Genomic DNA, 13,399 nt, shown 5'->3' on the forward strand with positions numbered 1-13,399 from the left:
GAGAGAATCCATGTCTGGGAATGATCGTGAACCTATTGGACGTAAAGGAAAATTAACGTCCAAGGGGAAAAGCCAATCGGCTTCACAGCGTAATACGCAGTATCAAGAAGATCAGGATAGCTATGATGAGGAGAATACGTCATTGCCTGCAACTAAAAAACGTGGAAAAACCCCGCGAAAAAGCCAAAAGAAAAGAAGTTGGCTAGGTCTACTACTTAAAATTATCTTAGTCGTCGCTGCGGTTATCGCCGCATGGGGTGTTTATCTTGACGCTGAAATTCGTCATCGGATTGATGGACGCGTTTGGGATCTTCCTGCGACCGTCTATGGACGGATGGTGAGTCTTGAGCCGGGTATGGCTTTTGATCGTAAAGATATGATTGCACTCCTTGAGGGCACGCAATACCGGCAAGTGACGAAAATTTCACGGCCTGGTGAGTTCTCAGTAAAAGGTAATAGTATTGAATTATTACGTCGCCCTTTTGATTTCCCCGATGGGAAAGAAGGACAAATTCATACTCAACTTAATTTTGCTGACGGCGAACTGAGTGAGATAAAAAATCTCGATACCGGACGTGACTTTGGTTATTTCCGTCTTGATCCACGCCTTATCACAATGATGCAATCACCTAATGGTGAGCAGCGTCTATTTGTGCCTCGCTCAGGATTCCCGGATCTATTGGTTGATACACTTGTGGCAACTGAAGATCGCCATTTCTATGAGCATGATGGGATCAGTTTGTACTCAATTGGCCGTGCCTTTGTTGCTAACTTGACGGCAGGTCGTGCCGTTCAGGGAGGGAGTACGCTTACCCAGCAGTTGGTTAAAAATTTATTTTTGACCAACCAGCGTTCACTTTGGCGTAAAGTTCGTGAAGCCTATATGGCGGTGATTGTTGATGCTCGCTATAGCAAAGATCGTATCCTTGAGCTCTATCTGAATGAGGTTTATTTAGGTCAGGCGGGTAATGACCAAATTCGAGGCTTCCCTCTGGCAAGTCTGTATTATTTTGGGCGTCCGGTCGATGAGTTGAGTCTTGATCAACAAGCGTTGTTAGTAGGTATGGTTAAGGGGGCTTCACTGTATAACCCTTGGCGCAATCCAAAATTAGCGTTAGAGCGCCGTAATTTAGTGCTTAGATTATTGCAGCAACAGAATGTCATTAATCAAGATCTGTACAATATGTTGTCGGCGCGTCCGTTAGGAGTGCAGCCAAAAGGGGGCGTGATTACTCCTCAGCCAGCCTTTATGCAAATGGTACGTAACGAACTACAACAAAAATTGGGAGATAAGGCCCAAGATCTTTCTGGGGTGAAAATTTTCACTACGCTTGATCCAATATCTCAAGATGCTGCAGAAAAAGCCGTAGAAGAAGGGATCCCAGCTTTACGTAAGCAACGGCATCTTGCTGATCTTGAAACGGCAATGGTCGTTGTAGACCGTTTTAGTGGTGAAGTGCGTGCCATGGTAGGTGGCTCGAATCCACAGTTTGCCGGATATAATCGGGCTATGCAGGCTCGTCGTTCAATCGGTTCACTGGCTAAGCCTGCCACTTACTTGACAGCACTGAGTCAGCCACAACTGTATCGATTAAACAGTTGGATCGCGGATGAGCCTCTGGCACTAAAACAGTCTAATGGTCAAATATGGCGTCCTGAAAATGATGACCATCAGTTTAGCGGTAAAGTGATGCTTGTTGATGCACTGACACGTTCTATGAACGTGCCGACCGTGAATCTAGGGATGACCCTCGGCCTAAAAAGTGTTGTCGACACATGGACAAAACTGGGTGTTAACCAAGATCAGCTTTCACCAGTACCTGCGATGCTATTGGGTGCCCTAAACTTAACGCCTGTTGAAGTTGCTCAAGCCTTCCAGACGATTGCTAGTGGTGGGAACCGCGCTACGCTTTCAGCGGTAAGGTCAGTGATCTCTGAAGACGATAAAGTCTTGTATCAAAGCTATCCACAAGCTCAGCAAGTCGAACCTACTGAAGCCGCTTACTTGACGTTGTATGCTATGCAACAAGTTGTGGATCATGGTACGGCTCATGCTTTAGGTAGTGAGTACAGTACGATGCATCTTGCGGGTAAAACTGGAACAACCAATGATTTAGTCGACAGCTGGTTTGCCGGTATTGATGGCAAAGAAGTGGCAATAACGTGGATCGGTCGTGATAATAACCAATCGACCCGGTTATACGGTGCAAGTGGTGCGATGCAAATTTACCGTCGTTATCTTGCAGGACAGCCTCCAACACCATTACAGTTGACACCACCGGACGATGTTTCAATGATGCCTATTGATTCTGCAGGAAATTTTGTCTGTAACTCAGGGAGCAGCACCTGGCGTAGCTTGCCTGTATGGACAACGGATCCTAATACATTATGCCAACAACAACAGCAGCAAGTTGAACAGCAGCAACAGCAATTACAGCAACAAGAGCAACAGGAACAACAAGGTAGTCAAAGTAACGGCGTTGCGGGTTGGATAAAAGACATGCTTGGCCACTAAAACGGTCAATCTTAAAAAGATGTTGTGTTAAACGGCTCAAACCATTTGGGTCGTTTACTTAATCAAAGACGGCGTTCTGTAAAGGATGCCGTTTTTGTCGTTTTAGGCTTGTGAACGTAACAACAGGAAAAGCAAAAGAGGACTATAAACTTGGTGTGAACTAAACCACACCCCAGGGGTTGGGGTGTGGTGGGTGACTTAACGATGGCTTACTACGATAATTTTGCGAAACTACGGCTTGCTGCCTCAATGGTACGGTCAATATCCTCTTCGCTGTGTGCTAAAGACATAAATCCAGCTTCAAAGGCGGAAGGGGCAAAATAAATACCTTCTTCAAGCATTAAGTGGAAAAATTGCTTAAAGCGTTCAGTATTACAGCGTGTTACCTCTGAATAGCAGGTGACTTGCTTATCTTCCGTAAAGAAAATACCAAACATAGCTCCGACTTGATTCGTTACCAGTGGAATATGGTGCTGCTCAGCAACGCGTTGAAGACCATTACAAAGGCGCTCGGTCAGTGAGGTAAGCGTACTGTGCACCCCAGTCTGAGACAATTGTTGTAAGCATGCATAACCGGCTGCCATTGCCACAGGGTTACCAGAGAGGGTACCTGCTTGGTAAACGGGGCCAATAGGTGCGAGGGCTTCCATCACTTCTTTACGTCCGCCAAATGCTCCCACAGGCATCCCCCCACCGATGATTTTCCCTAAGCAGGTTAGGTCAGGTATTACGTCGTAATAGGCTTGTGCCCCGCCGAGTGCAACGCGAAAACCGGTCATTACTTCATCAATAATAAACAGTGCACCAAATTCATCACATAACTCGCGCAATCCCTGTAAAAAACCAGGTTGTGGTGGAATACAGTTCATGTTTCCAGCAACAGGTTCGACGATAATACAGGCAATATCATCAGGATACTGCTCAAAGGCTTGGCGTACTGAATCGAGATCGTTATAAGTACAGGTTAATGTATGGCGTACAACATCTGCCGGGACGCCTGGTGAGTTAGGTTGCCCGAGAGTGAGAGCGCCAGATCCTGCCTTCACTAACAAATGGTCGGCATGGCCGTGGTAGCAGCCTTCAAATTTAATTAACTTATCACGTTGGGTATAGCCTCTTGCTAAGCGAATCGCGCTCATGGTTGCCTCTGTACCTGAGTTAACCATGCGAACCATATCCATAGACGGAACGAGTTCGCAAACCAATTCGGCCATTTTGACTTCCATTTCTGTCGGTGCGCCGAAACTTAGCCCGCGTTCTGCCGCGGCGATGACGGCATTACGGATCGCCGCATTATTGTGTCCGAGCACCATTGGCCCCCATGACCCAACATAATCGATATAAGCCTTTCCGTCTGCATCATAGATATAGGCGCCTTCGGCCCGCTCAATAAAAAGGGGCGTGCCGCCTACTCCGGAAAAGGCACGAACCGGAGAGTTCACACCACCTGGAATAACAGATTTGGCTTCTTGAAACAGTGTTTCGGACTTGTTCATGAAAAATTCCTGCGTAACAGAGAAAGATTATCCTACAGTGTAATGGAAAATTGCTTTTGCTGTTAATGGCATGAAAGAGGGACTTGTATGAATAACGGCACAGTCCGTTTAGTTGGGCGCTTGATTGCTAAGCTAGGCTGACTGATAATGGGGAATAAGGTTGATACTTGACCCTCTCTTGTTGGAGCAGAATAATGAGCGATGATATGGCGAGCGTGCCGTTACAATTTACCGATGCGGCAGCAAATAAGGTTAAAACCTTAGTTGCCGACGAAGAAAACCCTGAATTGAAATTACGTGTTTATATCACCGGTGGAGGCTGTAGCGGCTTTCAATACGGTTTTACTTTTGATGATAAAGTTAACGACGGTGATATGACGATAGAGAAACAAGGCGTTGCCTTGGTTGTTGACCCTATGAGTCTACAATATTTGGTTGGCGGTTCGGTGGACTACACTGAGGGCCTTGAAGGGGCGCGTTTTATCGTGACTAACCCCAATGCTAAAACCACCTGCGGTTGCGGTTCTTCCTTTAGCGTATAACGGTTTTCTTACTTGCATCTATGCTTAGTGCCTCGTGGCACTAAGCATTTTCTCTCTTTTCTCATCACAGCATCTTGAACCCTTCTCGTGGTTCGCAACCGCTGTTGTTAGCCTTATCTCATCTTATTTTTGTAGTGTTATCGATAACTTCATACTCTCTTCGCATCAAGAGAATAAAAAATGAAGGCGGCGAAATGACTTTAAAAATATGTCGAGTTATTGTGAGTTTTTTTGAGTTATTTTGAACTGGCGTAAAGTTTTATAGGTGATAAATCCCGCATTTTGCGGGATCTTAGTGACCAAGATTAGCCAAGTTTTTTTACAATAGCTTCGACTAATAACGACGATTGTCGCGCAGCTGTTGTTAGAAACTCATCAAAACTCAAATGAGATTCTTGATCAGCAACATCTGAAATGGACCGCACGACCACAAATGGTGTCGCAAATTGATGGCATACGTGGCCAATCGCTGTCGCTTCCATTTCGACGGCAATCGCCTGTGGGAAAGTAGTACGAATACGCGTTAACGACGCAGCTCCGTTAATAAAGGCATCACCACTGACGACAAGGCCAGTTACTGTATGCAGTGCTAAATCGTTAGCGCAGGCTTTTACGCTAGCAATAATACTTTCATCCGCCGTGAAGGCCTCTGGACAACCTGCCATTTGACCTGGTACGTAGCCAAAAGCAGTCACGTCGGCATCGTGATAACGGACTTCATTCGATACCACGATATCACCAATTTTCAGGCTACTTTCCAAGCCACCCGCAGAACCGGTATTTATGACAACGTCCGGTTTACAGAGTTGAAGTAAGAGGGTGGTGCCTAAGGCTGCGGATGTTTTACCTATTCCAGATTTGAGTAATGCGACTTCAACACCTTGAAGTTTCCCCGTATAAATTTCGCAACCTGCCAAACTAAGCGTCTGTCGTTGTTCGATTTTTTCACGTAACAAGGTAACTTCTTGTTCCATAGCTCCGATAATGCCTATTTTCATGGTATTCCCTACTAAAACGGTGGATTCATTTATACGAGTTAGCATAGTCTATCATGGCAAACGCAGGAATTGATGCCGTCTAAATGGAGGAATAGGTGAGGATTAATTTTAAAGACAAAATCAGTGTAAAAAGACCTTTTAATCATGGACGGACTCCTGAGACGGAGGAGCAGATCAGTCGTGTTTTTGAAAGCGATCGAGGTCGTATTATCCATTCCGCGGCACTGCGTCGCTTACAGCATAAGACTCAAGTATTTCCTCTAGAGCGTAATGCCTCCGTCCGCTCGCGATTAACTCATTCTCTCGAAGTTCAACAAGCCGGTCGCTATATAGCGAGAGAAATTTTACTAAAATTACAGAAGCAGGCGGGTCTCGCCCATTATGGTTTAGAAAACTTTGCCCGGAGCTTTGAAAGTCTCGTCGAGATGGCCTGCCTACTGCATGATGTTGGAAATCCTCCTTTCGGTCATTTTGGTGAAGCTGCATTAAAAGATTGGTTTAAAGAACACCTTGTCGCAGGCATTCCTAATTTTAATATTGAGGATAGCTCTTTAACTCCATTGGTGTCGCAAGTTTGTACGGATCTGAGTAATTTTGAAGGGAATGCTCAGGGGATCCGTTTAGTGCAAACAATTTTGCAGCTGAACCTTAGTTATGCTCAAGTGGCTTGTATTATGAAGTACACTGCCCCTGCTTGGTGGCAAGGAGATAAACCGCAAGCCTACTCGACGTTGATGAAAAAACCGGGTTTTTATCTTTCCGAAAAAAGCTATATCGAAAAATTAAGAGAAGAGACGCAACTTACTGAATTTCAGCGTTTTCCTTTGACCTATATTATGGAAGCTGCGGATGATATTTCTTATTGTATTGCAGATTTAGATGATGCCGTTGAAAAAGCCATTTTTAATGTTGATGCGCTATATGGCTATTTAGTGTCGGAGTGGGGGGCTGTTCAGGCGAATGATCTTTTTTCACGAACGGTAGAAGAAGCATGGACAGAAGCTCGCACGAAAAAACGTCGTAGTAAAGGTGATCAATTCTTTATGTCTCTACGAGTCTCTGTGCAGCGTGAACTGGTCAAACATGCGGTACAGCGTTTTATTGATCATTTACCTGATATTTTCGCCGGAACGTTTAACCACGCATTACTAGAAGATCAAGGCGAGTCAGGACGTTTATTGGCAATGTTTAAAAAAGTAGCGCGTAAATACGTTTTTCGACACTCCGAAGTCGAGCAGCTTGAATTACAAGGATATCGTGTTATTCGGGGATTACTGGATATTTACCGACCGATGATGTTGCTTTCTTATGAGCACTTTAATCGCTTGATCACTGATGATGAATTGCCGGGATATCCGATTGAAACCCGATTGTTTCATCGCTTATCCGATAAACACTGTAAAGCCTATTGCCATCATCTACAGCAGTGTAAAAATCTACCTCGGACAGAACTCATGTTATGGGAGCGTTATTACCGTTATCGGTTGATCCAAGACTATGTCAGTGGAATGACAGACCTCTATGCGTGGGAAGAATATCGTCGTTTGATGGCGGTCGATTTCGTCTAGGAACTGTCAACGGTTCAAATATATTTTTACGATTTTACAGGGAGTTGAGAAGGAACTAATTGGTATACATTCATTCTTAGATCACATCACAGCAATGATTCAGGAAAGTAAAAATAAGAGAATCCGATTATGAAAAAAAGCACATTAACACTCAGTATGGTTGCACTCAGTTTAGGCTTAGCATTCAGTTCGATGAATGTAACGGCGGCGCAAACGGCTTCAGCAGATAGTCAACAAATGCCCAGTTTGGCACCTATGCTACAAAAGATAATGCCATCTGTAGTTAGTATTAATGTCGAAGGCTCTGCAACAGTTAAGAATCAAGGTAATCAACAGTTCCAGCAATTTTTCGGTAATATGGCTCCCTTTTGCCAAGATGGATCACCCTTTCTGAATTCTCCTTTTTGTCAAATGCCTAATCAAAGCCAGGGTAGCCAAAAAGAGAAGTTCCAAGCATTGGGGTCAGGGGTAGTGATTAATGCTCAAAAAGGTTATGTCGTAACGAATAACCACGTGGTTGAGAATGCTTCAAAAATCACTGTACAGCTCAGTGACGGCCGTCGTTTCGATGCTAAAGTCTTAGGTAAAGATCCTCAATCAGATATTGCGCTTCTTCAGCTCAAGGATGCAACAAACCTGACTGAAATAAAAATGGCTGATTCGGATAATTTACAAGTCGGCGATTATACCGTTGCCATTGGGAACCCCTATGGTCTTGGCGAAACAGTGACCTCAGGTATCGTTTCTGCATTGGGTCGCAGTGGGTTGAACGTCGAAAATTATGAGAACTTTATTCAAACTGATGCGGCGATTAATCGGGGCAATTCAGGCGGTGCACTGGTCAACCTACGGGGTGAGTTGATTGGAATTAATACCGCGATTTTAGCACCGGATGGTGGCAATATCGGTATTGGTTTTGCTATTCCAAGTAATATGGTTAAAAACCTTACTGCACAGATGATTGAGTACGGTCAGGTCAAACGTGGCGAGCTTGGGATAATGGGTACGGAGCTTAACTCTGAGTTAGCTAAGGCTATTCACGTTAATGCACAACGAGGGGGTTTTATCAGTCAAGTATTGCCAAATTCATCCGCAGAGAAAGCAGGTATTAAACCGGGTGATGTGGTTGTTTCCATGAATGGTAAGCCTTTAAATAGTTTTGCGGCGCTGCGTGCGGAAGTAGGTTCGTTACCGGTAGGCACTAAACTGGTATTAGGGCTGATTCGTGATGGAAAACCGCTTGACGTCACCGTCGAACTGCAACAAAGCCGTCAAGATAATGTTCCTTCTGCCACTATTTATGCAGGGATCGAAGGTGCTGAGTTAAGTAACTCAGTTAGCGATGGCGCGAAGGGAGTGAGAGTTGATGCTGTTAAAGCCGGTTCAACGGCAGCTCGAATTGGTCTGCGTAAAGGAGACATTATTTTAGGTGTTAACCAACAGCTTGTCTCGAATCTTGGTGAGTTACGTAAAGTCCTCGATAGTAAACCGCCGGTATTGGCGTTAAATATTCAACGTGGTAACGCTGTGCTGTACCTACTTGCCCAATAAAATACGATTACTCGCAGCTCACTTAAGAGTGTGGGCTGCGTCATCTTAGGTGATTTATTATGTTTACCCCAAAAGATAGGTATTTTTTGAAAAAAAGGTTGTGTAATCATATCGAGTATGTCTATTATAGATGCATCGGTTTGTAGTACAGACCTTATGAAAGCAATTTTAGTAAAGCAGTCTTCAGTTCAAGCGTTATCCATCGATATCCTTCCTCATGAGTCTCCTTTTAATTGAACATAAGCTATTTACTGTATAGCAGATCAGATTCGCCATTCTGAGCGGATCGTTAAGTAAGGATTCAACAACGATGTCTAACAAAATGACTGGTTTAGTAAAATGGTTTGATGCAGGTAAAGGTTTTGGTTTCATCTCTCCTACCGATGGTAGCAAAGATGTTTTCGTACACTTTTCTGCTATTCAAAGCAACGATTTTAAAACTTTAGATGAAGGCCAAAAAGTAGAATTCTCTATCGAGAATGGTGCTAAAGGTCCATCAGCGGCTAACGTTGTAGCGATTTAATTTACGCTTCATCAAGTGATGGTTACGATAGCGATGATGGCCAATGACCGGAGCAGTTAAGCATCACAATAAAATCCCGCACTAAGCGGGATTTTTTTTATCTTGATTAACCTTTATTTGTGGCGAGTGAGGCGATCAAGGTCAGCTTCGATTTCCGCAATCTTATTCGATACGACCGCTTCTAAATGGCGTAAATCCTCAAGGATTTTATTTTTCAAATCGACTTCTAAAGGGTCTTGCTGGCATAACTGATCCAGCTCTTCAATCACATAAGCCAGATTTGGATTAATTTCTGGTGCCGCATTCTCGAACAGACTATCAACCGCTTTAAGTTGACGAGGATATTTAAACTTTACGCTTTTAGCGAAAAATTCACCTTTATCCTTCCTAAAGTAAATTTTTAAAATATCGTGATGCGCTTCTTGCCGTAAATTATAGCGGTCAATCTCTTCAGGGTGGGTGATCCCTAAACTTTTTAAATTATCAAACATAGTTGTTAACCTCTTGAGTTCACCCTTGTCCAAGATGATTCACATGCTAGACAAGAAGCGAGTGGATCAATTAATCGTTAATGCTACGCAAGAGTTCGTTAACGCCGACTTTTGCACGTGTTTTTGCATCAACCCTTTTTACGATAACCGCACAATAAAGACTATGGCTACCATCTTTCGCTGGCATGCTACCGGAAACAACCACGGAGCCGGCAGGGACACGACCATAGAAAATTTCACCGGTTTCGCGATCATAGATACGAGTACTTTGGCTAATATAAACGCCCATTGAGATGACTGAACCCTCTTCGACGATAACACCTTCTACAATTTCAGAGCGGGCACCGATAAAGCAGTTATCTTCGATGATAGTTGGGTTTGCTTGTAGCGGCTCCAATACACCACCAATTCCGACGCCTCCCGATAAGTGAACGTTTTTACCAATTTGTGCACAAGAACCCACAGTTACCCAAGTATCGACCATAGTTCCTTCGTCAACGTAGGCACCAATATTCACGTAAGAAGGCATTAACACGGTGTTGCGGGCAATATAGGCCCCTTGACGCACTGCGGCAGGGGGGACAACCCGTAATCCTTCTTGACGAAAGCGCGCTTCATCGTAGTTGGCGAATTTTAATGCAACTTTATCGTAGTAGCGTGTCTCTGAACCTTCCATAACTTGGTTATCATTGATGCGAAACGAGAGAAGAACTGCTTTTTTAAGCCACTGATGCGTGACCCATTCCCCCTCGATTTTCTCAGCGACGCGTAATTCGCCTTTATCGATCAGTTCGATGATTTGCATGACGGCATCACGAGTTTCACTATCAACATTATTAGGGGTGATCTCAGCACGGCGTTCAAAAGCAGCTTCAATAATTTTTTCTAACTGTTGCATCATAATTTCCCAAAAATTCTCATTGTCTAAGTAAGCAGTAAATAAAATTTAACTACCAGTGTGGGCACAGTAAATATCTTTGCCCGTTAAAATCTTCCATGAACTATGTTTTATCGGTTGGATTGAGGGTCTCTGTCAACCTTTGACGTAACTGCTCGCGCATTTTTTTACTTAAACCGCGGCGTTCGTTGTCAGCAAGGATAAATAAATCTTCAACACGCTCACCGATTGTACTAATACGAGCACCATGAAGTGAAATATCGAGCTCGGCAAAAATTGCGCCGATTTGCGCCAATAATCCTGGCTGGTCGAGGGCGACTAGCTCTAAGTAGGTACGACGATCTGTATGTCCCGGTAGATAGTGAACGCGGGTTTCGACAGTAAAATGGCGTAGTCGAGATGATGTTCTGCGTGTTTTCGGTATTATCCACGCTTCCTGCTGTAGAGATTGGGTGAGCCCTTGAATAATAGAGGCGTGTCGATCAGCGGCCAGAGGGTTTCCTTCAGGTTCCAGTACGATAAACGTGTCCATCGCCATACCGTCACGATTAGTAAAGATTTGCGCATCGTGAACGCTCAAATTCCGCCTATCAAGCTCCCCAGCAACCGTGGCAAATAAATAGGCGCGGTCAGGACTCCAAATAAAAATCTCTGTTCCGCCACGCGCCGATTGCGGACTGATTAATACTAACGGGAGGCTTAAATCATGCTTCAATAAATTTTGAGCATGCCACGCCAATTGTGTAGGAGTATGGCGTAGAAAATAGTCGGCCCGACAGCGGTTCCATAGATGAAAGAGGCGGTTCTCATCAACATCATTCATCCGTAGCAGCGCAAGTGCTTGTTGACGATTATGACGTACCCGCGAACGCAGATCTGGACGTTTATCTTTTCCTCGGCGTAACTGTTTTTCTGTTGCAAAGAAGAGTTCGCGCAATAGGCTCTGTTTCCAACTATTCCATAAACTTTCATTCGTAGCACAGATATCTGCGACGGTTAAACAGGTTAAAAATTTTAGCTGGCGTTCATTTCCCATTATTTCAGAAAATTGCTGTATCACTTCGGGATCTTGAATATCTCGACGTTGAGCAGTCACTGACATCAATAGATGATGCTCAACAAGCCAGGCAATCAACTCGCTATCGCGTGAATTGATCTGGTGGAGCTTCGCAAAAGCCAGAACATCTTCAGCACCGAGCAGACTATGATCCCCCCCTCTACCTTTAGCAATATCATGGAAAATTGCTGCAATAATCAAAATTTGATGATGGGGTGAACGTTGCCAGATTTCTACACATAAGGGATGCTGCGGACGATTCTCTTCGCGGCCAAAACTCTCTAGCTTTTGGAGTACACGCATCGTGTGTTCATCGACGGTATATGCGTGGAACAGATCGAATTGCATCTGACCGACTATTGATTGCCATTGCGGGAGATAAGCGGCAAGCACCCCATGATGATGCATCGGCATTAAGGCGCGGCTTACCGCACCATTACTGTTGAGGATTTCAAGAAATATGAGTCTAGCTGCGGCGATATTACAAAGGGGGGTTTCTAGCTGCTGTAACGCAAGGCGAAGTTGTCGTAAAGTAGCGGAGTAAATACCTGTAATTTCTGGATGCTTTACCATGACCGAAAACATTTTTAATATCGTTTCCGGTGCTGTTACGAAACTCTGACTATCGCGTAGCTCAATTAAATCGCCTCTTAATCGAAAAAGTTCATCGATTGGGCGTGGTCGTTCAATAGTTGGCAGCGTCAGAATGGCTTCATCAAACAACTGCAGTAACATAGTGTTAAGTTCGCGAATACGGCGTGTAACGCGGTAGTAATCCTTCATCATTTTCTCAACTGGCACATTTCCTTCGCCGTGATAATTCAGGCGAGTTGCCACTGAGAGCTGGCGATCAAAAAGTAACCGGTTGTCATAGCGTGTTAAGGTTTGATGAAGAGCAAACCGTAAGCGCCATAGAAAAGATTGACACTCTTTAAGCTCATCGCGTTCCTCAGCAGTAAGGAAACCAAATTGCACCATATTATCAAGAGACGTCGCGCCAAAATGACGATGAGCGACCCATTGTAGGGTGTGGATATCACGAAGCCCACCTGGGCTACTTTTAATATCCGGCTCGAGGTTATAGCTTGTACCGTGGTAACGAAGATGACGTTCAGATTGTTCTTTGATTTTTGCTGAGAAAAAATGCACAGAAGGCCAGAATTCCTCACTGAAAATATTCTTTTGAAGTTCTAGAAACAGTGATACATCGCCAATTAGCATTCGTGATTCGATTAAATTAGTGGCGATGGTTAGGTCAGAGAGCCCTTGATTAATACATTCATCAAGAGTGCGTACACTTTGGCCAACCTCAAGTTTCACATCCCACAAGAGCGTGATCAATGCACTGACCTGTTGGGCTTGGTTATCATTAAGAGGATGGCGGCTAATGATAAGTAAATCGATATCGGAAAGAGGCAGTAACTCTTCTCGGCCATAACCACCAACCGCAACTAACGCTATCTCTGGCGATTCACTTAAAGTGTAGAATTTCCATAACCGTTGCAATAAGTGATCAATAAAATGGCTGCGTGCAGTAATCAAATTATCGACCGGTACGTGGTGATCAAAAGCCTCGGCGCAGAGCTGTTGAAAACGGTCAAGAGCAGCTTTGATAACATCACGATGAAGCTGGTCATCTTGCCAACTGTCGGGAGCATGGATTAATGCTGTCAACGCTTGAGGTAAAAGATCACTCATTACTCATTCTCATTATAAAAAAACCGGCTTATAGCCGGCTTTATTCTTATTTCAGTAAGATT

10 protein-coding genes are annotated in these 13,399 nt (G+C 44.3%); 5 read left to right on the forward strand and 5 right to left on the reverse strand.

The annotated features are described in order from the left end of the window. The first annotated feature begins 10 nt into the window (after positions 1-10). A complete protein-coding gene (gene mrcB, locus HGT73_RS02335; protein ID WP_214212036.1) occupies positions 11-2,515 on the forward strand; it encodes a bifunctional glycosyl transferase/transpeptidase in 2,505 nt (834 codons plus the stop codon). A 212-nt stretch (positions 2,516-2,727) separates the two neighbouring features. Here mrcB and hemL read toward each other — a convergent pair whose 3' ends face one another. Continuing rightward, entirely contained in the window at positions 2,728-4,011 is a 1,284-nt protein-coding gene (gene hemL, locus HGT73_RS02340; protein WP_214212037.1) for a glutamate-1-semialdehyde 2,1-aminomutase, read from the reverse strand. Between the two features lie 194 nt (positions 4,012-4,205). On the opposite strand from hemL, the gene erpA reads away from it, so the two are divergent. After that, positions 4,206-4,553: an iron-sulfur cluster insertion protein ErpA gene (erpA, locus tag HGT73_RS02345; RefSeq protein ID WP_214212038.1), complete on the forward strand. Its 348-nt coding sequence runs from the start codon at positions 4,206-4,208 to the stop codon at positions 4,551-4,553. 305 nt (positions 4,554-4,858) lie between these two features. Here the strand turns inward: erpA and mtnN are convergent, their stop codons facing one another. Continuing rightward, positions 4,859-5,551, reverse strand: a complete 693-nt coding sequence (gene mtnN / locus HGT73_RS02350) for a 5'-methylthioadenosine/S-adenosylhomocysteine nucleosidase (protein ID WP_214212101.1) — start codon at positions 5,549-5,551, stop codon at positions 4,859-4,861. A gap of 95 nt (positions 5,552-5,646) precedes the next feature. On the opposite strand from mtnN, the gene dgt reads away from it, so the two are divergent. The 3 genes from dgt (at position 5,647) to cspE (ending at position 9,193) form a co-directional block, all read left to right on the forward strand. Beyond that, positions 5,647-7,119, forward strand: a complete 1,473-nt coding sequence (dgt, locus tag HGT73_RS02355; RefSeq protein ID WP_214212039.1) for a dGTPase — start codon at positions 5,647-5,649, stop codon at positions 7,117-7,119. A 129-nt stretch (positions 7,120-7,248) separates the two neighbouring features. After that, positions 7,249-8,670, forward strand: a complete 1,422-nt coding sequence (gene degP / locus HGT73_RS02360) for a serine endoprotease DegP (RefSeq protein WP_214212040.1) — start codon at positions 7,249-7,251, stop codon at positions 8,668-8,670. A gap of 310 nt (positions 8,671-8,980) precedes the next feature. Beyond that, on the forward strand, positions 8,981-9,193 hold the full coding sequence (gene cspE, locus HGT73_RS02365; protein WP_214212041.1) for a transcription antiterminator/RNA stability regulator CspE: 213 nt from the start codon (positions 8,981-8,983) through the stop codon (positions 9,191-9,193). A 113-nt stretch (positions 9,194-9,306) separates the two neighbouring features. Here the strand turns inward: cspE and HGT73_RS02370 are convergent, their stop codons facing one another. The 3 genes from HGT73_RS02370 to glnD all read right to left on the reverse strand — a co-directional run bounded on the left by HGT73_RS02370 (position 9,307) and on the right by glnD (position 13,337). After that, entirely contained in the window at positions 9,307-9,684 is a 378-nt protein-coding gene (locus tag HGT73_RS02370) for a DUF3461 family protein (RefSeq protein WP_214212042.1), read from the reverse strand. A gap of 70 nt (positions 9,685-9,754) precedes the next feature. Beyond that, the gene (gene dapD, locus HGT73_RS02375; protein ID WP_214212102.1) at positions 9,755-10,582 is read right to left on the reverse strand and encodes a 2,3,4,5-tetrahydropyridine-2,6-dicarboxylate N-succinyltransferase; all 828 of its coding nucleotides are present in this window, start codon (positions 10,580-10,582) and stop codon (positions 9,755-9,757) included. Positions 10,583-10,685: 103 nt separating this feature from the next. Next, positions 10,686-13,337 carry a bifunctional uridylyltransferase/uridylyl-removing protein GlnD gene (gene glnD, locus HGT73_RS02380; protein ID WP_214212043.1) on the reverse strand — a complete coding sequence of 884 codons (2,652 nt, stop codon included), beginning with the start codon at positions 13,335-13,337 and terminating at the stop codon, positions 10,686-10,688. Positions 13,338-13,399 lie beyond the last annotated feature (62 nt).

Source organism: Rosenbergiella australiborealis, from assembly GCF_018494035.1.
In the GTDB taxonomy this organism is placed as follows: Bacteria; Pseudomonadota; Gammaproteobacteria; order Enterobacterales; family Enterobacteriaceae; genus Rosenbergiella; species Rosenbergiella australiborealis.

Bases quoted from the DNA above. Each gene is read 5' to 3' on its own strand.
- mrcB (WP_214212036.1), top strand. From the start codon at position 11: ATGTCTGGGAATGATCGTGAACCTATTGGACGTAAAGGAAAATTAACG.
- hemL (WP_214212037.1), bottom strand. From the start codon at position 4,011: ATGAACAAGTCCGAAACACTGTTTCAAGAAGCCAAATCTGTTATTCCA.
- erpA (WP_214212038.1), top strand. From the start codon at position 4,206: ATGAGCGATGATATGGCGAGCGTGCCGTTACAATTTACCGATGCGGCA.
- mtnN (WP_214212101.1), bottom strand. From the start codon at position 5,551: ATGAAAATAGGCATTATCGGAGCTATGGAACAAGAAGTTACCTTGTTA.
- degP (WP_214212040.1), top strand. From the start codon at position 7,249: ATGAAAAAAAGCACATTAACACTCAGTATGGTTGCACTCAGTTTAGGC.
- cspE (WP_214212041.1), top strand. From the start codon at position 8,981: ATGTCTAACAAAATGACTGGTTTAGTAAAATGGTTTGATGCAGGTAAA.
- HGT73_RS02370 (WP_214212042.1), bottom strand. From the start codon at position 9,684: ATGTTTGATAATTTAAAAAGTTTAGGGATCACCCACCCTGAAGAGATT.
- dapD (WP_214212102.1), bottom strand. From the start codon at position 10,582: ATGCAACAGTTAGAAAAAATTATTGAAGCTGCTTTTGAACGCCGTGCT.
- glnD (WP_214212043.1), bottom strand. From the start codon at position 13,337: ATGAGTGATCTTTTACCTCAAGCGTTGACAGCATTAATCCATGCTCCC.